Annotated in this window: 19 protein-coding genes and 1 rRNA gene; 15 read left to right on the top strand and 5 right to left on the bottom strand. The window is 43.1% G+C overall.

Annotation, left to right across the window (positions count from 1 at the left end):
• Positions 1-85: 85 nt before the first annotated feature.
• The 11 genes from P6N53_RS03290 to P6N53_RS03240 all read left to right on the top strand — a co-directional run bounded on the left by P6N53_RS03290 (position 86) and on the right by P6N53_RS03240 (position 10209).
• The gene (locus P6N53_RS03290) at positions 86-976 is read left to right on the top strand and encodes a murein hydrolase activator EnvC family protein (RefSeq protein ID WP_304541166.1); all 891 of its coding nucleotides are present in this window, start codon (positions 86-88) and stop codon (positions 974-976) included.
• Complete coding sequence (locus P6N53_RS03285; RefSeq protein ID WP_304541164.1) at positions 973-1854, top strand: M50 family metallopeptidase; 882 nt, start codon at positions 973-975, stop codon at positions 1852-1854. The genes P6N53_RS03290 and P6N53_RS03285 overlap by 4 nt, the downstream gene beginning before the upstream one ends.
• A 203-nt stretch (positions 1855-2057) precedes the next feature.
• A complete protein-coding gene (locus P6N53_RS03280; RefSeq protein ID WP_304541162.1) occupies positions 2058-3932 on the top strand; it encodes a TIGR03960 family B12-binding radical SAM protein in 1875 nt (624 codons plus the stop codon).
• The gene (locus P6N53_RS03275; protein WP_304541161.1) at positions 3898-4602 is read left to right on the top strand and encodes a TIGR03936 family radical SAM-associated protein; all 705 of its coding nucleotides are present in this window, start codon (positions 3898-3900) and stop codon (positions 4600-4602) included. Before P6N53_RS03280 ends, P6N53_RS03275 begins: the two co-directional genes overlap by 35 nt.
• A gap of 28 nt (positions 4603-4630) precedes the next feature.
• On the top strand, positions 4631-6310 hold the full coding sequence (locus P6N53_RS03270; protein WP_304541159.1) for an Rne/Rng family ribonuclease: 1680 nt from the start codon (positions 4631-4633) through the stop codon (positions 6308-6310).
• Positions 6311-6453: 143 nt separating this feature from the next.
• Complete coding sequence (rplU, locus tag P6N53_RS03265; protein ID WP_304541157.1) at positions 6454-6765, top strand: 50S ribosomal protein L21; 312 nt, start codon at positions 6454-6456, stop codon at positions 6763-6765.
• Between the two features lie 37 nt (positions 6766-6802).
• Positions 6803-7072, top strand: coding sequence for a 50S ribosomal protein L27 (gene rpmA / locus P6N53_RS03260; RefSeq protein ID WP_304541155.1), 270 nt, complete (start codon positions 6803-6805; stop codon positions 7070-7072).
• A 118-nt stretch (positions 7073-7190) separates the two neighbouring features.
• On the top strand, positions 7191-7775 hold the full coding sequence (locus P6N53_RS03255; protein WP_304541153.1) for a Spo0B domain-containing protein: 585 nt from the start codon (positions 7191-7193) through the stop codon (positions 7773-7775).
• Positions 7776-7795: 20 nt separating this feature from the next.
• Positions 7796-9070 (top strand): GTPase ObgE, encoded by a 1275-nt coding sequence (gene obgE / locus P6N53_RS03250; RefSeq protein WP_304541151.1) that lies wholly within the window; start codon positions 7796-7798, stop codon positions 9068-9070.
• On the top strand, positions 9054-9770 hold the full coding sequence (sfsA, locus tag P6N53_RS03245) for a DNA/RNA nuclease SfsA (RefSeq protein ID WP_304541149.1): 717 nt from the start codon (positions 9054-9056) through the stop codon (positions 9768-9770). The genes obgE and sfsA overlap by 17 nt, the downstream gene beginning before the upstream one ends.
• A gap of 67 nt (positions 9771-9837) precedes the next feature.
• Entirely contained in the window at positions 9838-10209 is a 372-nt protein-coding gene (locus P6N53_RS03240; RefSeq protein WP_304541147.1) for a hypothetical protein, read from the top strand.
• A 105-nt stretch (positions 10210-10314) separates the two neighbouring features.
• Here P6N53_RS03240 and P6N53_RS03235 read toward each other — a convergent pair whose 3' ends face one another.
• Both P6N53_RS03235 and P6N53_RS03230 read right to left on the bottom strand, forming a co-directional pair.
• Positions 10315-11013, bottom strand: a complete 699-nt coding sequence (locus tag P6N53_RS03235) for a hypothetical protein (RefSeq protein ID WP_304541145.1) — start codon at positions 11011-11013, stop codon at positions 10315-10317.
• Positions 11014-11232: 219 nt separating this feature from the next.
• Positions 11233-13431, bottom strand: a complete 2199-nt coding sequence (locus P6N53_RS03230) for a heavy metal translocating P-type ATPase (RefSeq protein WP_304541143.1) — start codon at positions 13429-13431, stop codon at positions 11233-11235.
• Between the two features lie 208 nt (positions 13432-13639).
• Between P6N53_RS03230 and P6N53_RS03225 the strand changes: the two genes are divergently transcribed.
• Complete coding sequence (locus P6N53_RS03225; protein ID WP_304541142.1) at positions 13640-18223, top strand: HAD-IC family P-type ATPase; 4584 nt, start codon at positions 13640-13642, stop codon at positions 18221-18223.
• Between the two features lie 31 nt (positions 18224-18254).
• Here the strand turns inward: P6N53_RS03225 and P6N53_RS03220 are convergent, their stop codons facing one another.
• Positions 18255-18626 (bottom strand): hypothetical protein, encoded by a 372-nt coding sequence (locus tag P6N53_RS03220; protein ID WP_304541141.1) that lies wholly within the window; start codon positions 18624-18626, stop codon positions 18255-18257.
• 159 nt (positions 18627-18785) lie between these two features.
• Here P6N53_RS03220 and P6N53_RS03215 point away from each other — a divergent pair, with 159 nt between their 5' ends.
• Both P6N53_RS03215 and P6N53_RS03210 read left to right on the top strand, forming a co-directional pair.
• Positions 18786-19655: a hypothetical protein gene (locus P6N53_RS03215; RefSeq protein WP_304541140.1), complete on the top strand. Its 870-nt coding sequence runs from the start codon at positions 18786-18788 to the stop codon at positions 19653-19655.
• A 28-nt stretch (positions 19656-19683) separates the two neighbouring features.
• On the top strand, positions 19684-19917 hold the full coding sequence (locus P6N53_RS03210) for a hypothetical protein (RefSeq protein ID WP_304541139.1): 234 nt from the start codon (positions 19684-19686) through the stop codon (positions 19915-19917).
• Positions 19918-20245: 328 nt separating this feature from the next.
• On the opposite strand, the gene P6N53_RS03205 is transcribed toward P6N53_RS03210, so the two are convergent.
• The gene (locus P6N53_RS03205) at positions 20246-20629 is read right to left on the bottom strand and encodes a GNAT family N-acetyltransferase (protein WP_304541138.1); all 384 of its coding nucleotides are present in this window, start codon (positions 20627-20629) and stop codon (positions 20246-20248) included.
• Positions 20630-20721: 92 nt separating this feature from the next.
• Positions 20722-21579 carry a radical SAM protein gene (locus P6N53_RS03200; protein ID WP_304541137.1) on the bottom strand — a complete coding sequence of 286 codons (858 nt, stop codon included), beginning with the start codon at positions 21577-21579 and terminating at the stop codon, positions 20722-20724.
• Between the two features lie 527 nt (positions 21580-22106).
• On the opposite strand from P6N53_RS03200, the gene P6N53_RS03195 reads away from it, so the two are divergent.
• Positions 22107-23086, top strand: a 16S ribosomal RNA gene (locus tag P6N53_RS03195); the annotation flags it as partial.

Here is a 23086-nt window from a genome sequence, read left to right as displayed (position 1 = left end):
ATAAAGAAGGGCTTGTCATATTTGTCCCTCCCGCTCAATATACTTTAATAGCTAAATGAAAGAATACCCTTGGGAGGGATAAAAGGTGAGAATTGGTAAATATGATTTTAACTTCAGTCGGTTTAAGAAGAAAAGGTACGAGCCCCTGGGAAACTCCTTTGGTTCTGATGATTGGTCAAATTACGGGGCTAAATACAGGGCCAATAATCAGTGGAATCGCAAAAAATCTAAACCTAGCGGAATTAAAACCTTTTATCGTGTAGTGGTAGCCCTAGGCATTTTTGCGGTTCTATTAGTAATTAAGGAATCTACTCATCCTTGGAGTTTGCAGACAAAAGATGGTTTAAGGGTAGCCTTAACAACTGAATGGGATGTAACCCCTGCTCTGGACAAGGCTGTTCAAATTGGCTTGAGAACTGTAAACATGGACTGGCCTATGTTTAACGAGTTAACTAACCCGGTTTTGCCAACCGCAGGAGATATTAGCGGTGATGCTTCATGGGCTGTGCCTGTATCTGGAATGGTGGTGCAAGAATTTGGCTGGGTAAAGGATCAGGTGGATAATCTGGAGAGGTTTAATCCGGGGATAGATATTAGTGCACCTGTGGGCTCTGCAGTTAGGTCGGTGCAAAGTGGAAGTGTTAGCCGTATTGGGCATGACAAGACCTACGGGGAATTCGTTTTAATTGAGCACCGTAAAGGAGAGTATGCCCTATACGCCGGCTTGACAAATATATCTTTAAGTGAAGGCCAGCAGGTAGAATTAGGAGAGGTAATCGGTGAGGTGGCAGAACAGTCGGTGGGAGAGGCAATTCTCCACTTTGAGGTACGGGAGAATGATAAATTAATCGATCCTTTGAAGAAAATCAACCTATCTACTGTTACAGTAGATGATGCCAAGCCCCTGGAGGCGGGGGGAAGCAGTGATATAAAAATAAGTCCGGGTGGAGATGAACAAGGTGGGAAGGGACAATGAGGATAGGGCGCATTTTTGGAATAGACATATATTTTAATTTATGGTTTATAGCCCTGTTAGGGCTGTTCTTTGTGGCAGGAGTGTTGGAAAAGGGATTAATTGTCTTTGCAGTAGTTTTATTTCACGAGTTCGCCCATACCATTGCAGCCAGATTTTATGGTGTGCGGGTGATAGATATTGAGATACTTCCCTTTGGTGGAGTGGCCAGGGTGGGGAGTGAGGTCAGTATAACACCTGCCAAGGAAATCGCCGTAGCTTTAGCCGGACCATTTTCCAACCTGCTGCTTATTGGCATTGCCCTGGGTCTAAAAAATTACGGCCTCTGGTCTGAAGACTTAGGGCCGTTTTTTATACAAACAAATCTTATGCTGGCGATATTTAATCTTTTACCGGCACTTCCCTTGGATGGAGGTAGAATATTCAGGGCTTTGCTCGCCGGCCAGGTTGGAATGTCTCAGGCTACATATATAGCGGCAAAGACTGGACAAGTTATGGCTGTTTTGATAGCCTGCTTAGGCATTATAGGTGTTATGATTGGTTTTAATGGGTTGGATGTGGTAATAATATCAATGTTTGTATTTTACTCTGCTACCCGTGAAAAAAGCATAGCGCCCTATTTGTTTATTAGGCACCTGGCACAAAAAAATGAAGAATTAGCCCAGGCAGGGGTATTGCCTGCTGAGCATCTGGTAGCTAGAGAAGACATTACTTTAAGGGAAGTAGTAAAACTATTCGTTCCCCAGAGATTTCATTTAATTACTTTAGTAGATGGACAGATGAATTACCTGGGTCAGGTTACAGAGGTTCAAGTCATTAATGCATTATTCAATCACGGTATGGAATATGGCTTAGGAGCATTAATTAATAGGGAGAAATAGCAGAGGCATCCCAAAGCTAATGCAGCCGCCTAGTGTAAACAGGCAGCTAGCAAGGCTTTTCTTTTTACTTTATCCTTATGGGCACATTTGCAGGATTTAATATATCAAATGTAGAAAGATCCAACAGGAATATTTTTCCGCAGGCTTTTTGGCAATAATACTTATAAGCTACTAATGGCTATTGCAATAATGGAGGCAGAAAGATGCATCAATTAGATAAAATTCTCTCCCGGGTTCAAAAACCAAGTCGCTATGCAGGTGGAGAATGGAACGCTGTGAAAAAGGATTGGGATCAGGTAGACATAAAAATGGCATTTGCTTTTCCAGATGTCTATGAAGTGGGAATGTCTCATCTTGGTCTGCAAATTTTATATCATGTAGTAAATAGTAGAAAAGATGCCCTCATGGAGAGGGTATTTGCCCCCTGGACTGATATGGAGAAGGAACTGCGACAGGAACGACTTTTGCTCTTCAGCCTCGAATCACAACGGCCCCTTGTGGATTTTGATATCATAGGATTTACCCTGCAGTATGAAATGAGCTTCAGTAATATTATTAATATGATCGATTTGGCTGGTCTGCCCATACGTGCAGCTGACCGGGATGTTACTATGCCTTTAATTATTGCCGGTGGACCCTGCGCCTTTAATCCGGAGCCTATAGCTGACTTTATTGATCTCTTTGTGATTGGAGAAGGTGAGGAGGTTATCCTTGAACTAATTGATACAGTTAAGGATTTAAAACAACAAGGGTTAGACCGTCCTAAGATGCTCCTAGAAATAGTTAAGAAGGTTCCGGGAATTTATGTCCCTTCTCTCTACACAGTATCCTACAATGAAGATGGAACAGTAAAGGAGGTTCTTCCAAAGCAAAAAGGAGTGCCTCAAAAAATAGGCAAAAGAGTTATTAGGGATTTTGAAAATGTACCTTTTCCCACCAACCCCATTGTACCGTCAATGGGGGTAGTGCACGATCGGGTGATGGTAGAGGTATTAAGGGGTTGCACCAGGGGATGTCGCTTTTGTCAGGCAGGGGTTTTATACCGACCTGTCAGGGAGAAAAAGCCCGAGACTTTGGCCCGTCAGGTTGAAGAAATGATTAATAGCACGGGTCACGATGAAATATCTTTAACCTCCCTAAGTACTGCTGATTACACTGGGGTTGCACCTTTAGTAAGAAATCTTTTGGATATATATGGTGAGCGGGGAGTAAATGTATCCTTACCTTCCTTAAGGCTAGATGCATTTTCGATAGATTTGGCTAAAGAAGTTCAAAAGGTTAGGAAAAGTGGACTGACCTTTGCCCCGGAGGCCGGTACCCAAAGATTAAGGGATGTTATCAACAAGAATGTAACAGAGCAAAATTTGGTTGATGCTGTAACATCTGCATTTCAAAATGGCTGGTCCTCAGTAAAGTTATATTTTATGATTGGTCTCCCTACAGAAACCTATGAAGATTTGGATGGCATTGCAGATATGGCTAAAAAAGTGGTGCAAATAGGTTACCAGTCCGGCGTTCCCAGGGGGCGGCTCAAGGTTACTGTCAGTACTTCTTCCTTTGTTCCTAAATCCCATACGGCATTTCAATGGGAGCCCCAGGACAGTTTAGAGCAGTTAAAGGAAAAGCAAAAGTATCTCAAGGAAAAGCTTAGGGATAAGAGAATTTCCTACAACTGGCATGACCCTGGGACCAGTTTCCTGGAGGCTGTGTTTGCTAAGGGTGATCGTAGGCTAGGAATGGTATTGGAAGATGCGTGGGCCCGAGGGGCAAGGTTTGATGGTTGGTCAGAGCACTTTAAATTCCGTCTATGGCTGGAAGCCTTTGAGGAACAAGGGCTTGATCCAAAATGGTATGCCTATAGACCTATTGATTATGGGGAAGTTTTACCATGGGATCATATTGAGGCAGGGGTAAGTAAGAAATTTTTAATCAGGGAGCATAAAAAGGCTATGGGTAGCCTGCCCACAATGGATTGTCGCTCTGGACAATGTCCTGGCTGTGGCCTTTGCCCCACTATGGAAATGAAACCAGATATCCTGGGAGGTGCGGAAATTGCCCCGATACCGGGTGAAGTTTAGTAAGGATGGTCCAGCTCGTTTTAGCTCACATCTTGACATGGTAAGGTTTTTCGATCGCTGTACCAGGAGAGCAGGATTGCCAGTAGCTTTTTCTGAAGGGTTTAATCCCCATCCAAAATTTAGCTTTGCTGCACCTCTTCCTGTAGGAATTGGAGGCATGGCTGAGTATTTGGATATGGAGTTAACCGGGTACATAAGCCCACTGGAATTGGCTGAAAAACTGGGTAGTAATATGCCGGAAGGTTATGAAATTCTTGATATTAGAGAATTAAGGGAGAAGGGGCCGGCTTTAATGGCCCTGCTAGCACGGGCAGAATATCGAGCTACAGCAACTCTTCCCACTGGCTACTCAGAGCCGGAACTAAAAACTAGTATAAATAATATAATGAATTCCGGAGCCCTGCCAGTTATTAGGGAAGTGAAGGGGAAGGTTAAAGAAACAGACATACGCGGGGGAATTTTTAATCTAACAGGTTCTGTTAAAGGACATATAATGGAAATAAAAATGGAGTTGTTGATAGGTAGTCAAGGAAATGTGAGACCAAATGATGTGTTGTTGAAGTTATATCAGGATGGGGGAGTTCCTGTTAAGCCGGAGGAGTTCCGAATACGTAGAGTAGAACTCTTTGCTGACGGGAAAACCGGACCAATTTCCCTTTGGGAAGCCTGACCACCGGTGCAGGAGAGGAATGTCGGTTATGTTAAAAGAAATTCTAATTAATGTCAGGGAAGAGGAAACCAGGGTTGCTGTTCTAGAGGATAAGATTCCCGTAGAGGTTTATATAGAGCGTTCGCCTAATCAAAGATTAGTGGGTAATATTTTTAAGGGTAGAGTGGAAAATGTTCTTCCAGGCATGCAGGCTGCTTTTGTGGATATTGGCTTGGAAAAAAATGCTTTTCTCTATGTTGAGGACGCACAGCCTTCAAGGAATCCCGAGGCAGGCAATAACCCGGGACTCAACTTAAATATTGGCGATATTTTAAAGCAGGGCCAGGAGATTATTGTTCAAATTGTTAAGGAACCAATAGGTACAAAGGGACCTAGGGTTACAACCCATGTTACTCTTCCGGGCAGATATCTGGTATTAATGCCTACAGTTGACTATATTGGCATTTCTCGTCGAATAGAATCGGAAAAGGAACGAGAAAGGCTAAAGGAACTAGCCAACAGGGTTAAGCCTGAAGGTATGGGTGTAATAGTAAGAACAGTGGCCGAGGGAGTATGTGAGGAAGAATTCCGGCAGGATATTTTACTGCTTCATAAGCTCTGGAGAAAGATTCAAAGTAGATCAACCAACACAGCAGCCCCTAATTTACTGCACAGGGATCTGGAGCTGGTGCAGAGGATGTTAAGGGATATATTCAGTGAAGACGTGGACCGGCTGACAATAGATTCACGAAGTGAATATGACAAGGTCCTGGAAATACTGGACATTATTGATCCAAAACTTAAACTAAAGGTATTTCTAGATGAGCGGGAAAATATCTTTGAGGATTATGGTATTTCAGTCGAGTTGGAAAAGGCATTAAAAAGAAGGGTCTGGCTAAAATGCGGAGCTTACCTGGTTATAGACCAATCTGAAGCGTTAACTGCCGTTGACGTAAATACTGGCAAATTTGTCGGCAGTACCAACCTTGAAGATACTGTACTAAAAACAAACTTAGAAGCAGCGGTGGAGATCTCACGACAACTTAGGCTAAGGAATATAGGCGGCATAATTATCGTTGATTTTATTGACATGGTCGAAGAAGAACATAGAAACCAGGTTCTTGCCACCTTAGAAGAAGAAATAAAGAAAGATAAAACAAAGACTAATATATTGGGAATAACACAACTGGGTTTGGTGGAGATGACCCGTAAAAAGGTTCGTCCGTCTTTGGCCGAGGTGTTACAGAAATCCTGTCCCTATTGTGAAGGGAGGGGAAAGGTCCTTTCCGAGGAAACTGTTAGTATTCATCTGAAGACGCAAATATACCAGATGGCTAAACAGACTATGGCTGAAACAATTTTGGTAGAAGCTAATCCGATTGTTGCTGCCAGGCTCATCGGGGCAGGAGGAGCAAATCTTCGGGAACTAGAACAAAGAACTGGTAAAAACCTGTATATTAGGGGATCTGCAACTCACCATTTGGAACAGGTGACTATTAGGCCACTTTCGGATCAGGATGAGATTACCTCCCAGACACTTCCTGTTAAAGCAGGAGAGGTTATTGAAGTAAAAGTAGTAGAACCACATATCTCCAACATGAATGATGGAATTGCCCGACTGGATGGTTTTATCATTGATATTGAGGGCGGGGGGTATCTGGTGGGTGAGGTGGTTTCAGTTGAGGTCACCAAAGTACACCGAACCTACGCCAAGGCCAGGATTATCTAATATTAAGCTTGTTGACAAATGCTAGGCATATGATAAAATATTTACTTGTAGGTGTCTTTTTGCCTGCATACCGCTCAAAAGAGGTCTGCAAACCGGTCTGCCGGTACCTTTATGGCGAGTCCTAGAAACGGGGAGGTGTGGGTATGTACGCAGTAGTTGTTACTGGTGGTAAACAGTATAAGGTTCAGGAAGGTGACACCCTATACATTGAAAAGCTGGAAGCTGAAGCAGGTCAGAAGGTTGAGTTAACCGATGTTCTGCTGGTGGAAAAGGATGGCCAGGTCAAAATTGGCACTCCTAAAGTAGAAGGAGCCAAAGTAGTTCTGGATGTTGTTCGCCATGGTAAAGGCAAGAAGATTATTGTCTTCAAATACAAGGCAAAGAAAAACTACCGCCGCAAGAATGGCCATCGCCAGCCATTTACCCAGGTGGTTGTTGAAAAAATTGAAGCTTAGTTTCTTAATTTGAATCACCGATAGGAGGTGGGATTGTATGGCTCATAAGAAAGGCGTCGGTAGTTCACGGAACGGTCGTGATTCAGAATCAAAACGGCTTGGGGTCAAAGAGGGTGACGGTAAGTTTGTTTCTGCAGGCAGCATCCTTGTAAGACAGCGCGGCACCAAGATTTACCCCGGTCTTAACGTTGGACGCGGTGGAGATGACACCTTGTTTGCCAAGGCCGATGGCGTTGTTAAGTTTGAACGCAAGGGTCGCGACAAAAAACAAGTTAGTATTGTGGTTCCCGAGGTAGCTGTTCAGTAATTCAGTCTTTTTGAAACCAGCCTGAAAAGTCAGGCTGGTTTTTTAAATTTATAACTGCAGGAAATCAATACCAGTCAGTCGAATAACTTCTCAATAGTTATTGAAAGGAAGTATTGAGATGAAAACTGATAGCCTTTTAGAAGTTATTCAGGTGCAAAGGCATGACTTTCTAAATCATCTACAGGTAATTTCCGGCTTACTCCAGCTTAACAAAGGTGAGAGGGTAAGGGATTACATAATAAAGGTGTGCGGTGACTATGAAAAACTCAGTAGAATAACCAGGCTGAAAAGCCCGGATATAAAGGCTGTTTTACTCATAGCCGCCAATGAGGCTGCCAAAAAGCAAGTGGAACTAGTTTATGATATACAATCTGACTTGTCCTCCCTGGGTGTCTCAAGTGAAATAGCAGGATCTGCTCTGGAACGCTCCATTAATCATGGTCTAAAATATTTGACACCAATGGATATTCATGAGCGAGTTATGAAACTTACTATCAGTGAAAGTGAGAGAAAGGTTAGTTTTAAACTTTGTTTTTCGGTGCTTTCATCGGAGGTTACCCAGGATATTAAAGAGCAGATGGATCTCTCCCATTGGCTGGAGCCCTATAATAGTTCCAGTAAACTAGCAGTCACTGAAAAAGAAGCAGAAATATATTTAATTTTTCCTAAAAAACAGTCTGAGGAAAGGCCAACAGGTAAATAATATTTACCGGGTGATAATATATGTTTTATGATCGTGCGAAGATTTATATAAAGGGTGGCGACGGTGGTAATGGTTGCATTGCCATGCGCCGAGAAAAATATGTGCCCTTTGGAGGACCCTGGGGTGGTGACGGTGGTCGTGGGGGAGATGTAATATTCACCACAGATGAGGGATTAAATACCCTGGTTGATTTTCGTTATAAAAAGCATTTTAAAGCTGAACGTGGGCAGCACGGTATGGGTAAAAATATGAATGGTGCCGCTGGTGATGATTTGCTGGTAAGGGTGCCTGCCGGAACCGTGGTCAGGGAGGCTGAAACAGGCAGACTTATTGCTGATTTGGTGGAAGATGGTCAACGGGTGGTAATTGCCAAGGGGGGCCGGGGTGGACGGGGTAATGTACATTTTTCCTCTGGAACTAATAAAGCTCCCCGCATAGCAGAGAAGGGGGAGCCAGGTGAAGAGCTAATGATTGAGCTGGAGCTTAAACTCATTGCTGATGTTGGCTTAATCGGCTTTCCCAATGCTGGCAAATCCACTTTTATATCCATGGTATCAGCGGCAAAGCCCAAGGTAGCAGATTATCCTTTTACCACCCTGGTACCAAATCTGGGAGTGGTATCGGTAGGTCTTGACCGGAGTTTCGTACTTGCTGATATTCCTGGACTAATTGAAGGGGCATCCCAGGGAGTAGGCCTGGGGCATGAATTTTTACGTCATACAGAACGTACAAGGCTGTTGATCCATGTGGTGGATACCGCAGGCACAGAGGGGCGTGATCCAGTGGAGGACATAAGAACCATTAATCGCGAGCTTGAGCTTTATGATGCTCGACTAGCAAGCCGCCCCCAAATTATTGCTGCCAACAAAATGGATATCACTCCCGAGGCGGAAGAAAATTTAGCGCGTTTAAAAGAAGCCTTTGGTGATAGTTATGAGATTTATCCTATTTCAGCAGCAACCAATCAAGGGTTAGATATAGTAGTTCGCCGGGTGGCGGACCTATTAGATGAAATACCTAAGGCGGAACCTGAGGAACCGATTGAGGATAAACTAACAGTCTTTTCTCAGGAGGATAGATTTAATATTAAAAGAGATATTGATGGCAATTGGCGTGTCACAGGTAAGGAAATTGAGCGCCATGTGGCCATGACTTATCTGGAGGAAGAAGAGTCTGTGGAGCGACTCCAGCGAATTATGAAGGCCATGGGATTGGAGCAGGGACTTATTGAGTCAGGCGTAAAAGAAGGAGATATTGTTCGTATTGGAGACTGGGAATTTGAGTGGTCAGTATAAAACTAGTATTCCTTTGCCTCAAATGATTAAAGCAATATTTGTGGAAAGAAAAAACCGGTTTGTAGGATTAGTTCAGGTACATGGGCAGGTTCATCCTGCCCATGTACCTAGTTCCGGCAGAATGAGGGAACTGCTCTTTCCTGGAAATATTGTTTACGTAACTGCCATGCCAGCGGGCAAAAAGACAGACTTCAGAATACTCTTGGCTAACTATAATGATACTCTGGTTTCAGTAGACTCCCTGCTGCCTAATCATATAATTCATCAGGCACTGCTGTCCGGAGATTTACACTGGTTTGGGAATAATCAAGAAATAAAGAGAGAAGTAGGTTATGGAGAAAGTCGGATAGATTTCTATTTAAGGGGTGAAAAGACCAGGTGTTTACTGGAGGTGAAGTCTGTAACCTTGGTAGATGATGGCCTAGCAAAGTTTCCTGATGCACCCTCTCAGCGAGGGGCGAAGCATTTGAGGGAGCTGGCCCAAGCTGCACAGGAGGGATTTAGGTCAGTTGTACTGTTTGTGATCCAAAGGGATGATGCCATATGTTTTTCTCCCAATCAAGCCACAGATCCTTTCTTTACACAAGAACTCTACAGGGCTAAGGAAGCAGGGGTTGAGATCTATGCCCTAAGTTGCCTGGTTAATGAAAAAGAGGTTGCTATAAGTAAGGAGATTAGGGTAACTCTAAAATCTAAATAGCCATATTGTCACAAAAGAACATATTTTTCCATATATAGTACTATAAAATGGAAAAGGAGGAAAAATTATGTTCTTTGACGAGGGTTATTTTAAGCCAAAGAAACCTGTATGTCCTAAAAAACCAGTATGTCACCCTGAGCCAGAATGTCCTAAAATTCCAATATGTCCCCCTGAGCCAATATGCCCCCCTAAAAAGCCACATTGTCCGCCTAAGAAGAAGGATCCCTGTCCACACCTTCCAGGCACATTAATTCGTGTATTTATTCCTGCAGGGGCTGAAATCAATCTGCTTAATATTATTGAATTGGCTTCTCCATCTGGAATTTGTGTAGTTCTTAGACTGCCAATACTTGGGGGTAAATGTGGAACCGGTATATCTGATGTTATGAGTGTAATACGTGAAGCTGGTGGCACCGTAGAATTTGTTAGCGAAGGCTAATAAACATAACAAAACAAGACTTACGAGTCTTGTTTTGTTTTTTGTTTAGTCATCATCCTAAGTTTGAAATTTTAACAGAAAAACCGCCATAGGGCGGTTTCAAGTTTATACTATCTGGTTTTGATAATCGAAAGGCTGACTACTAAGTTTATCATACCAGCTATAGAGTTGTTCAGCTAGTTGATGTTTAAGGTTCGCTTTGAGATCCTGCAGGATAATTTGTAGAATGCAGTGAAGTTGGTTTTCAACATTTGTCTGATATTCACAGGTGCATTTTGTTTTATCAATGGCCATAGTACGGCTTATGGTTTTTCCAATGGAAGGGGTAGCCTTAGCTACAAGCTTCTTGGGTAGAGAGACTGGAGATATACCAATCAAAGCTTTGGTGGTAAGGTCACAGACAGCTTTTTCAGCATGTTTTGCTAATTGCAATGTAATTTTATGCTGATATATTGACTCATTAATGATTTCGAAGGAAGGGATTACCTTCTCGTGCTTAAACTTAACTGATGGGAGCCATTTATTCTGTAGAGAAAGGATATCTTTATTAATATGATTTTCGATCTCATGAATCAGTTGACCCATCTCGGTTTCATTAAAAATATGAGAGGCAAAGCCATGATAAAAATCAAACTTGTCATCCTGAACTAACTTTTCACAGAACAGAGGAACTGCTTTCTCCATGGTTTTAAAATATAAATTAACTGACCAATCAATAGTACGATGACTAGCCTCGATAATATTATTTAAAAACATTTCACTTTTATAATCAGCAGGTTCCCAGATGGAATCATGGTTTACCATATTGACAACCTCCAAAAAACTGATAATGATTATCATTATTGTAACTTATTTATCATTTTTGGTCAATATATTAGAACTAGTTCTTATAAATTTGTAAAAATTATTCTATTTCTATAAAACTAATTATACTTAATAATTTTTAACTGATGATTAAAATTAAATTAAAATAATCCGGTACTATTTAGTAAATAGTGGTACCGGATCAAAACCCAGAATTATTCATTTGCCATATTTCATCAATCTGGCAGAATTTATTACCACTGCAACCGTACTTGCATTGTGCAGTAATGCTGCTGTGAAGGGAGATATTATTTTAAGTGTACCTAAGGCGATTCCCAGGGCATTTGCCCCTATGGCAAAGGCAAAGTTTTGGTGAATTACAGTCATGGTTCGTCGGCTCAGTTTGATTAATTGGGCTACCTTAACAGGATCGTCACCAGCCAGCACAACATCTGCAGACTCAACTGCCACATCGGTGCCCTTAACCCCCATGGCAATTCCAATATCTGCTGCTGCTAAGGCAGGGGAATCATTAATCCCTTCTCCAACCATGGCAACAATTTTCCCGTTACGCTGTTTTTCCTGGACCACCTTTACTTTATCTTCTGGCAACATATTTGACCAAATATCTTTGAGGCCAAGGCCTCGTCCCACAGCCCAGGCACATTCATAATTATCCCCGCTGACAAGTCCGATTTCATTAACACCAGATGTTTTCAACTCATTGATAGCCCTTTTACTTTCATGTCTCAGGGTGTCCCTCACGCCGATTAAACCAATTAGTTTGGCATGGCGGGCTACATAGATTATTGACTCGCCACGAGTGCTCATTTCATTAGCAAAGTGAAGGGCATTTCCATAATCAACTTTTTCATCTTGCATTAACCTATGGTTGCCAATTAATGTTTCCACATTATTTACTATAACCTTTAGTCCCTTTCCAACCACTACTTCCTTGCTTTGATATTCCGGGATTTGTTCCATTTGTTCCTGGGCCTTATTTACCACCGCCAGAGCTAGTGGGTGATTTGTGTGCATTTCGCCGGCTGCAGCCAGAGTTAGGATCTGTTCTGGGGTGTATTGCTCATCCAGAGATACGAAGCTACTTACTTCTGGACGGCCTTCTGTAAGGGTGCCGGTTTTATCAAAAAGTACTGAATCCAATCGACCTGCAGCCTCAAGATAACAGCCGCCTTTTATTAGTATTCCTCGGCTAGCGGCATTGCCCATAGCGGCACTTATGGCCGTAGGTGTTGCCAGACCGGCTGCGCAGGGACAGGCAACGATTAAGATGGTCATGGTTCTATGTATATCTTTAGTAAAGAGGAAGACAAGGGATGCCAGCAAGAAGGAAATGGGAACAATTTTGTAGGAATAGGAATCTGCCATATTTTGAATGGGAGCCTTCTTGTTATTTGCTTCTTCAACCAGATGTACGATTCTAGCTAAAGCCGTGCTGTCCCCAACCTTTTCAGAGAATACGTGTATGCTGCCTTGCTCGACAACGGTGCCGGCATATACTTGATCGTCCAACTGTTTATAGACGGGTAAAGATTCACCTGTTATAGGAGACTGATTAACTGCTGCGGTACCAGAGACAATTATGCCATCAACAGGAATCTTACCACCTTGATGGATAACAACGGTATCACCTACTTTTAGACTCTCCACGGGAACAGAAACCTGGGTTCCATCAACAAGTAGCCAGGCTTGTTCATTTTTATTTTTTAATAGGTCACCAATGGCACGCCGAGAACGATCCAGGGTAAGGGTTTGTAAAAGTTCGCTGAGATTAACCAACCAAACCACCACTAAAGCGGTTAGACCTTCTCCCATCAGTAAGGCTACCAGTGTTGCGGCACTTATTAGAATATCGTTATTTAACTTCTTTTTTTGCACTAATTCAGTTAGCCCACTGCGAAGGAGTGGGTAGCTTGCTAAAGCGGTGGTTACAGAGGAGAGGTTAAGCAATTTTGTGCCAGTAACTGCTGCAGTTTTGCCAAAAAGACTTTTAACTGTCAAGCCTAATAACACCATTCCACTTAGTGCAACTTGAGCTATTTGGAAAGGAATAGGCAGCTCTTGAGGTTCTCTATAATTTTTTGTATTGGCTAGCCCCTTTGATACAGGTATAGGAGACCTTTCAAGGGCTATTGCCGCAGCTGCATCAGACAATTCCCCCGACAATTCATTAATATATTTGCCAGCAGCACCTATTAAAGCATTGACTGAAACTTGTGCGGCACTATAATAAACCAGTACAGTCCCCGTTCTGGAAGAAACCTGGATAATTTTAACTCCAGGGATATTTGCCAAATATTGCGTCAGGCTACCACAAAGGAGACTGTTTCGCTTTAAGGATTCAATTTCCAACCTAATCCGACCTGGCAACTCATGTCTAATAGTAACCTGCCTCATTATCTTCCTCCCCATAAACATTAACCATATAGTGGCATTTTTATTTTTTTCTTATGCATGGAACTATATGGTTAATTTTCAAAAAATTCTATAAATTACAAAGATAAAGATGTTAAGTTTAGGTACTATATTTAACAAAATCTTGGTGACTAAAATTAACAAAATGAGAGAAAAATAGCCTCTAATACTTAAAGAGAGGGGGTGAATAATGAACTCGATTGGTAAAACTGTTAATCACAATATCATTAAGGGTAGAGTAACGGTAATTCACAGATTGCCAGGAAGAATTCGATTGTTGTTACCCGGACTTAAAGGTGATCATTCCATGGCCGAAATAATCATGGATAATCTAAAAACCATACAGGGTATTTATCTGGTTGAGGCAAATTTCCTGACAGGTCGTGTATTGGTAATTTTTAATCCGGGTAAAATCAGTGAATTTAATATCATTGCAAACTTGGAGCAATATAGGCTTAAGAACTGTTTCCAAGGAAATACCACTAAAAAGAGCCATAAAATCTCCAGACAGGACCAAGATGAATTATCTATTAAGAGACAATTATTAAATGTGGCTCTGGGTGGAGGAGTATTAGCCTACCTAGGTTTAAAACACTATTTCATAGGACGTACCCCCTTGGCTAAACACCCACATATATTTAACCTGGCTGCAGCCACTACCCTTGTCTCTGGATACCCAGTTTTACGGAATGGTATAAAAGGGCTGTCTAAGGGAAGGGTTAATCACGACCTGGTCATATCTGCCTTGGCAATTGGGACGACCTTGTTAAGGGAAAGTGTACCTGGGCTAGCGGTAATGTTGCTGGCGAACCTTACTTCATTGGGGCAAAGCCTGTTGCTGAAGGGTTATCAAAGTGCCTTGCCTGATTTACCTGAACTGCCTGGTGATTCCATACATAGGCCGGAGTATGATGAAAAGTCTAATTGGAGTAGTCTGGGTCAGGAATATTCCAATAAAGCAGTTATGCCAATGTTGGGTTTGGCTGCTGTAGCCGGACTAAAAGGGACAGGGGGATTCCAAAGGGCCTTGTCAATATTATTGGCTGCAAATCCATCACCAGTGAGGATAGCTGCACCTACAGCGGTTACGGCTGCCATGACTAGGGCAGGTAAAGAGGGAATCTTTTTTAGAGATAACAAGACCCTTGAAATTCTTGATGGGGTCGATACAATTATCTTTTCTGGCAAAGATATGCTATCTCAGACCTCTTATCGGGTGGGGGATATTTTACCCATGCCTGGTATTAGTAGAAAAAGGCTCCTGGAGATGGCAGTTGAGGTAACTAAAGAAAATGAACATGTTTATGCCCCAGCACTTAAAAGGGAATTAGCTGTCCGTTGGCATAAGCTAACCCACTTAGAGGGACTGGAGAACCATCAAGAAAAGAACAGCCAGCTATTGGTAGGAAATGAACAGGAGCTAATCGAGGCTGGTATAGAAACAAAATGGGGTGTCTTTAAGGCTAAGAGATTGGAACATCTGGGACAAGTCCCCCTATTTGTAGCCCATCAGGCCAGGGTAGTGGGTATAATTGGCATAAAACCCTCACATGGGCAAGACTGGAGAAGAATAATCAGGGATTTGCATTTATTAGGCATTACCCAGGTTCAGGATTCGTGGGATCAATTAACCTTTAGTGAAAGGGAGAGTCTTTTAAAGAAGCTTCGGCAGCAAGGAAAAAGGGTCGCCCTAGTTTTAGGTAATCAGGATGATTTATCTCTCCTAAAGGAAGCCAGTGCTGGAATTTGCCTTACTGGACTGCCAAACAATCATGCGGATGTTGTAATTGCCTCACTATCCCTTTTGCCCGAGGTCTTTAGGGTATCCCATAGGGCTAAGCATAGGGTTAAGCAAAATATAGCATTGGTTCAAGCGGCAAATGCTTTGGGCCTAGCTTTAGGTGCCAGTGGTTGGCTGCATCCTATGGCTGCCAAGGTATATGGAGATCTAACCTCAGTGGCCTTGGGGTTTAATTCTTTACGGCTGCTCTCGGGTAAAAGGCCGGGAAGCAAGAGAAGCTCGAGACACCTCAAGGCTGAACAGGAAATTGCCGCCGCCTTAGAGGAGTCCTTAATGCACTCTGGTGAGGGTAATAATAATTTTTCTAAATGCAGCAATTGGCACAGCCTTTCCTTTGCAGAAACCCTTAGTCGATTACAAACTGACCTAGAACAGGGGCTTGAAGAGAGAGATGTTTTACAACGAAAGGCCTATTTTGGCCCTAATAGAATGGTTGAGGAAAAACCACCAAGTTTTTTTTCTAGACTCTGGGGTCAACTTAAAGATTTCTTGGTTAAAACCTTGATGGCGTCCGCCGGAGTTTGCGCTCTACTGGGGGAATTCGGCGATGCCCTTGCTATTGTTGCCATATTAGCCATAAATGCGTTATTGGGTGCACTGCAAGAGCAAAAGGCTGAAGGGGCATTAAATTCCCTAGGTAAGCTGTCAGCACCAACAGCCAAGGTTAGACGAATGGGTAAAGTTGAGCGTATCCCGGCTATTGAGCTTGTACCCGGGGACATTGTTCTCCTGGAGCAGGGCGATGGGGTGCCGGCTGATTTGAGGCTCTTAGAGGCTCACGGCTTAGAAATAGAAGAATCAGCCCTTACCGGCGAACCTTATCCAGTAGTTAAAAACTCAAGTCAGCTCGCTGATTGTATACCGCTGCTGGACTGTGAAAACCTTGCCTTTATGGGAACAAATGTAACCAGGGGGCGGGCAGTGGGAGTAGTTATAGCCACTGGCATGTCTACAGAAATTGGTAAAATTGCCGGTATGCTAGACAGTCAGGAGAATGGTCCCACCCCTTTGCAGAATCGTATGGCCGATGTAGGTAATGTAATTTTGAAATATTGTTTGGTGGTAAGTGGATTAGTTGTACTGGCGGGAATCCTGCGGGGTGGTTCACTGTTTAAAATGTTCTTAACGGGAGTTAGCTTGGCGGTAGCTGCTATTCCTGAAGGGCTACCTGCAGTGGTTACAATTGCCCTTGCTTCCGGGGTAAGGAGAATGGCTAAAGAAAATGCTGTAGTTAGACATTTGCCAGCAGTAGAAACCCTGGGTAGTGCAACCATGATATGTACTGACAAAACGGGAACCTTGACTCAGAACAGGCAGCAAGTACAAGCTGTATTTACAGGTGGTTCCTGGTGGCAGGCCCATAAAGTTGGTCAACCTTTAAGGCAATTAGAAGACAATAAGGATTCCCAGGATTTAATATCATTGTTATCTGCTGGGATTTTATGTAATGATGCAAACCTAAAATGGTCTGGGAAGAAACCTGGTAAGGGTAATCAGCCAAATTGGCTGATTGAGGGGGACCCTACGGAAGGGGCCCTGTTGCTGGCAGGTCTCAGGGAAGATATTAATTACAAAGAAATCCGCAAAGAATGGAAGCGAGTCAGGGAAATTCCCTTTGATGCTGAAAGGCTTAGAATGACAGTCGTCTGCCAAAGGGAGGAAAAGGGAACCGTTGCCTTCGTTAAGGGAGCACCAGAAGTAGTAATTAAGCTGTGTACAAAGGTACAGAAAAATGGCCGGAATATACGTATGAATGCTAATCTCCGCAAGGAATATCTTGATGCCAATGAAAATATGACCGGTGAGGCCATGAGGGTTTTGGCCATTGCCTACCGTCCCCTGGATGAATCCAAGGAAACCGATCCTGAAAAATCATTAGTCTTGTTAGGATTAGTAGGTATGGTTGATCCACCTCGGCCAGAGGTCAAAGGGGCAATTGCTACTTGTCATCGGGCAGGTATAAAGGTAGTCATGATTACAGGAGATCATCCCCATACCGCCCTGGCAATTGCTAAGAAGGTTGGCATAACGGAAAAGGATATGGTTATTACCGGCCAGGATATTGACAGTTTTAGTGATCTTGAGCTAGCAGCAGTATTGAAAGAAGTAAGGGTTTTTGCTCGAGTCTTGCCAGGCCATAAGTTAAGGTTGGTGAAAGCCTTTAAGAATCGGGGTGAGGTCCTTGCCATGGTGGGAGATGGTATTAATGATGCTCCGGCGGTTAAGGAAAGTAATATTGGTGTAGCTATGGGTCAGGCCGGGACAGATGTTACTAAACAGGCTGCAGATATTGTTTTAATGGATGATAACTTTGCTACTCTGGTTTCGGCTGTGGAGCAGGGGAGAGGTATATACAGCAATATTAAAAGGTCAGTAAGATACCTTTTATCAACCAATGTTGGGTTGGTTCTTCTAGTGTTCCTATCGGTTGTATTAGGCATGCCCATGCCATTAATACCTATTCAATTACTCTTCTTAAACGTATTAGGGGATGGTTTGCCGGCTTTAGCCCTAGGGGTTGAGACACCGGGTAAGAAACTAATGGATAAGCCGCCAAGACCAGCGAGTCAAAGCTTTTTTGCAGATGGCTTAGGTGATCAAATTGTCAGCAGAGGACTTGCCACTGGTTTGGTGGGTTTAGAAACATACCGTCGTTTCTTAAAGTATGGGGATGTTGGACTGGCAAGAACAGTAACCATGGCTTCCTTTGCGGCTAGTAAGCTTTTATTTGCCTTGGAGTGCGGGGAGAAAAAGAAAGGTAAACAAAACAGTTATTTAATAGGCTCCGTAGCCTTGTCTGCGGCTATGCTGGCAGGGGCTGTTTACTTGCCCTATGGTAGGCAAATTTTCAAGACTAGTCCCCTTGGGTTAAATGCTATAGGAAACATTTTGGGGGCATCTGGCTTAACATATCTTGTAGAAAAGTTTATTACTGCCGCATGGTTAAGTAGGAAGCCAAAAATCGTAAATTAGTAAAGGGCTGCCTTGGCAGCCCTTTACTAATTTAGAGGGAATTATCATCTGCGGCTATAACGTTATTATTTTTATTAACATCTGCCAGAGAATTTTCTTGTTTGATTTCTTCTCTTTTAACAACGGTGTGGTCTAAATCATTATTGGAAGTAGTGTAATTATAGCTCATATTATATTCACTATCCCGAGCCTTCTCAACCATATCTTCCCAGCCTTTTCTAACTTGGGAGCCTGAATCTTTTATGGCGTCATTAACTGCTAGTACTCCTCTGACTGATAAAACAGCAAGGCTTCGAGCTGTTTTCTTAACAATTGGTACACCCACAACTCCCACTACTGCACCAACTGCCACTAATCCTAGGGGAGGTAGTGTTACTAGAGGGCTTGCTAATAACCATTTCATCTTATCACCTCTTTCTACAGTTTGAAATTATTTTTTACAATTCCTCAAAAGGCATACTAAATTAAAATTTAAAAAATATTTCCAATAATACAAAGGATTGTAATAATTGTACCATCTTCGGTAAAAAATATTCTTACGCTTAAGAAAGGGGGATAAATTTTGCTTAACAGAGAACAACAGCAGCAGCCTATGGCTAGCCAATATGATCCGGAAATGGTAGGCCAGCTTAAGAAGGAGATTATGAATGACCTTAAGGTAAGACGTGAGTGGCAGGAAAAATACTATGGGGAGCCTGAAGAATACGGCGAAAACTATGGAGAAAACTATGGCTATGGTCGGGGTAGAAGAGGCTATGGCTATGGTGCCGGATATCCTAGGCGTGGGCCAGGCTTTGGCATGGGGAGAGGTATGGGGCCGGGACGTTATTACGGCTGGTGTCCTGCTCCACCTCCGATGCCCTATAGGAGCAGGCGGCAGCCTGAGTTAGATTTTGACTGGTGGATGGATCGGGAAGATTACGACTACCAGAGAAATATGAATATGCTAAGAAGGCAACTGCAAACAGAGCTAAAGGGAATGGAAAGAATTAACCAAAGAATGGGGCAGGTTAGAGACCCCCAAGTGCGAATGATGCTAAACGAATTATTGCAGGAAGCCTGGCAGCAGGGGATGGACGTACCAGAACTAATGCAAAGTCTTAATATGAATAATCAGCCAGGATATACGGGTGCACTATTAGATCGTATTACTGGACCATTTAGAGGTATCGATCGTAAAAGTTTTGGCTGGGGTGCGGGGGCAGCTCTCCTGGGATTGCTTTTGCTCCCTAGCTTAGGAAAGTCTATGCGTCCCTTAGCCAGAAAAGCAATGGAAGAGGCTATTGATATTGCAGAGAGAGCTCAAGGTGTATTCTCTCATGCCAAAGAAGAGTTCGAAGATATTGTAGCAGAAGCCAGCTTTAATAAGATTAAAGACTCGGTTGCCAACCAGGCCAATATGGGTGGAGAAAAAGATACCCCCATAAAATAATAGAAAAGCTTTTGGAGGCGGTGGTTGGTTGACAAATACGGACGAGCTTACAGCCCATTTATCAAAGGTGCTGAGCGAACTGCGTAAAGCTGTAGACGCCAGCGTTGCCATGAGGGCAAACAGTAAAAGCGAAGCGAAGGCTATAGCTTTGATTTGGGAAGGCTTTCTTGGCACATTTATTGGCTATATTATGAAAAAGGGACGGGAGACTGGTCAAAATTTATTAGCAGATATATCCTTCAGGAATATCTGGCGCAGATAAACAATGGAGCCCCACCTTAGGTGGGACTCTCAGACTGTTGAAAAAGATACAACTGGGTTTTAATAATCCCGAACAGCGACATTCGGAGCAGTGGAAACAGCGCTTCGCGAAGCTGAGGATGCGAAAATGGGTGCCTGGACATGGACGTCCGGGCAAGCCTGAGGTAAACACGATGTTTACTCGAAGGCGGCCCATTTTGGCCCGAAGCAAGGGATTAGCGCTGTCCACTGCGGAGAGAGGAGTCGTGAGGGATTATTAAAACCCGAATATGGGTAGTTTCTCGACAATCAGAGCCCCACCTAAGGTGAGGCTCTGATTGTTTATGATGCTATGGGTGGATTGAAAATCTGGCACCGTAATTATCTTTAGCTGAAAAACCTAACTTGTGCCAAAAACCCTTAGCCTCATAAACGGCACGACATTCCAGAACCTCTTGTTCATTTTTTAAGAACTCGATCATTTTCCGGCCAACACCCCTGCAAGGGGTGTTTACCTGGATATATTTAATATAAATCATGTTTGATTCTTTCCTTAACCATGCAGCTCCTACAATATTTTTACCCTTTATTGCCACTAGCAGCCTATCTGTCTCCTTGGACCATAATTCCAGCAGGTTATTTTTAAATGTCATTGTTTGCTCGTTGGTTAAAAAATATGCCTCTAATTGTGTCATATGAGCTGGTATCCCTGGTTTATAATACTGAAACTTCATGTTGTCGCTCCTTTGTATAAAATCACGAGATTTAGAATAACAAAGGAAATGGAAATATTGATGAAGACTGTATTAATTATTTGTTAATCTTTTTAGCGCCCATGGAAAAAATCAATGACATCATTAAGCTCCGAGAGTAATTTATCTTTATCTTTGTTTAGTGTGCCCGATAGGGGTAATAAATTTGATGCATGATCACTGCGGAAAATGCAGGGTCTGGAAAACTGGATATTAGAAAGTAGTTGCCTTAGCTCTAATAGTGTTTCCTCCTTTGATAGGGGTATGAACTCACCCTTTTGTACAGACTCCCATAATGGAGTACCTTCATAAAGGGTTAGGGTAAGGGTACTTAATATGGTTGGGTTAATAAGATTAAGTACCCTAGCGGTATTTAGGGCATGCTGGGCTGACTTTTCATTTCCCCCGAGGCCAAGAATAACCATTGCCGATAGTTTTATGCCTGATTTTAATACACGCTGCCCGGCAGCAACCATTTCCATTGAATTAACCCCCTTATTAACTCTAATAAGAACCCCATCATCACCGCTCTCTATTCCAAGATAAACTATTTTTAGACCTGCCTCTCTAAGGACTGTCAACTCATTAACAGTTTTTCTGAGAATATCCCTAGGGCCACCATAACAGGCTACTCTAGTTAATTTAGGGAAAGTAGACTTTAACTTAGAAATAATAGAAAGCAACTGCTCAGTGCTCAGAACAAGAGCATTACCGTCGGCTAAGAATACTCTGCGAGTAAGTGGGTATTTTTCAGCTGCCAATTCTATTAAATGAAATATTTCGTCATCTGTGCGAACTAGAAATTTCGTCCGTCGATACATGGCGCAAAAGGCACAGGCATTATGGGAACAACCAATGGTTATACGTAATATTAGGCTATTAGCCTCCGCAGGAGGGCGAAAGACCAAACCTTTCCCATGATCAATTATCATCAAAACCTCCATTACTGTAAGGAAACAAGTGTATATTGCCTAATTTTAGCATATTAAAACCTGAGCACTTGATAAAACCTTGACTATTTAATGAAAAAAAACAAAAAATGATGTATGTTAGTGTAGTTTAATTAATCTTATTAAATTTATTGGGCAAATTATTAAAAAATAAAACAAAATGAGACTTGTAAATGACTAATCATTATGGTAAACTAACAAATGTCGCTGCGAGGTGACAGAGAAAAATTACCACTTGCTTGAAGACAATTAAACGAAATTACCAAAAACTTGCACTTGAAACAGAGCGAGGGACATGGTAAGATGTAATTCCTGGCCGAGAGGACAGGCGGTCTTTGAAAACTAAACAGTAGATGATGAATGCAAACTTGGTTTAGTCGTAAGTCGAGGTAACTCGAGACTGTGACAACCACAAATGAATTCTCGTCAAGCGTTAATAAAAACGCTAGCAAGTAATTCCTAAACAAGTAAAAGAAGAGCTAATCAACTCTTTAAATATTGTAAGATATTTAATGGAGAGTTTGATCCTGGCTCAGGACGAACGCTGGCGGCGTGCTTAACACATGCAAGTCGAACGGAGTTTAAGTTGAAACCTAGTGATACTTAAACTTAGTGGCGGACGGGTGAGTAACGCGTGGATAACCTGCCTGATAGCCCGGGATAACAGCTGGAAACGGCTGCTAATACCGGATACGCTAATCGGAACGCATGTTCTGATTAGGAAAGATTTATCACTATCAGATGGATCCGCGTCCCATTAGCTAGTTGGTGGTGTAATGGACCACCAAGGCGACGATGGGTAGCCGGCCTGAGAGGGCGAACGGCCACACTGGGACTGAGACACGGCCCAGACTCCTACGGGAGGCAGCAGTGGGGAATCTTCCGCAATGGGCGAAAGCCTGACGGAGCAACGCCGCGTGAGGGAAGAAGGCCTTCGGGTTGTAAACCTCTGTTTTCAGGGACGAACAAATGACGGTACCTGAAGAGTAAGCTCCGGCTAACTACGTGCCAGCAGCCGCGGTAATACGTAGGGAGCAAGCGTTGTCCGGATTTACTGGGCGTAAAGGGCGCGTAGGTGGTTCATTAAGTTAGAGGTAAAAGTTCGGGGCTCAACCCCGTGATGCCTCTGATACTGGTGAACTTGAGTGCAGGAGAGGGTAGCAGAATTCCCAGTGTAGCGGTGAAATGCGTAGATATTGGGAGGAATACCAGTGGCGAAGGCGGCTATCTGGACTGTAACTGACACTGAGGCGCGAAAGCGTGGGGAGCGAACAGGATTAGATACCCTGGTAGTCCACGCCGTAAACGATGAGTGCTAGGTGTTGGGGGTATCGACCCCCCCAGTGCCGTAGTTAACACAATAAGCACTCCGCCTGGGGAGTACGGTCGCAAGACTGAAACTCAAAGGAATTGACGGGGGCCCGCACAAGCGGTGGAGTATGTGGTTTAATTCGACGCAACGCGAAGAACCTTACCAGGGCTTGACATC

Source organism: Desulforamulus aquiferis, assembly GCF_030577015.1.
In the GTDB taxonomy this organism is placed as follows: domain Bacteria; phylum Bacillota; class Desulfotomaculia; order Desulfotomaculales; family Desulfotomaculaceae; genus Desulfotomaculum; species Desulfotomaculum aquiferis.
This window is presented reverse-complemented; position numbering and strand designations above follow the sequence as displayed.

Coding starts and splice junctions, on each gene's coding strand:
- P6N53_RS03285 (WP_304541164.1), top strand. CDS start 973: ATGAGGATAGGGCGCATTTTTGGAATAGACATATATTTTAATTTATGG.
- P6N53_RS03280 (WP_304541162.1), top strand. CDS start 2,058: ATGCATCAATTAGATAAAATTCTCTCCCGGGTTCAAAAACCAAGTCGC.
- P6N53_RS03270 (WP_304541159.1), top strand. CDS start 4,631: ATGTTAAAAGAAATTCTAATTAATGTCAGGGAAGAGGAAACCAGGGTT.
- rplU (WP_304541157.1), top strand. CDS start 6,454: ATGTACGCAGTAGTTGTTACTGGTGGTAAACAGTATAAGGTTCAGGAA.
- rpmA (WP_304541155.1), top strand. CDS start 6,803: ATGGCTCATAAGAAAGGCGTCGGTAGTTCACGGAACGGTCGTGATTCA.
- P6N53_RS03255 (WP_304541153.1), top strand. CDS start 7,191: ATGAAAACTGATAGCCTTTTAGAAGTTATTCAGGTGCAAAGGCATGAC.
- obgE (WP_304541151.1), top strand. CDS start 7,796: ATGTTTTATGATCGTGCGAAGATTTATATAAAGGGTGGCGACGGTGGT.
- P6N53_RS03240 (WP_304541147.1), top strand. CDS start 9,838: ATGTTCTTTGACGAGGGTTATTTTAAGCCAAAGAAACCTGTATGTCCT.
- P6N53_RS03235 (WP_304541145.1), bottom strand. CDS start 11,013: ATGGTAAACCATGATTCCATCTGGGAACCTGCTGATTATAAAAGTGAA.
- P6N53_RS03230 (WP_304541143.1), bottom strand. CDS start 13,431: ATGAGGCAGGTTACTATTAGACATGAGTTGCCAGGTCGGATTAGGTTG.
- P6N53_RS03225 (WP_304541142.1), top strand. CDS start 13,640: ATGAACTCGATTGGTAAAACTGTTAATCACAATATCATTAAGGGTAGA.
- P6N53_RS03220 (WP_304541141.1), bottom strand. CDS start 18,626: ATGAAATGGTTATTAGCAAGCCCTCTAGTAACACTACCTCCCCTAGGA.
- P6N53_RS03205 (WP_304541138.1), bottom strand. CDS start 20,629: ATGAAGTTTCAGTATTATAAACCAGGGATACCAGCTCATATGACACAA.
- P6N53_RS03200 (WP_304541137.1), bottom strand. CDS start 21,579: ATGATAATTGATCATGGGAAAGGTTTGGTCTTTCGCCCTCCTGCGGAG.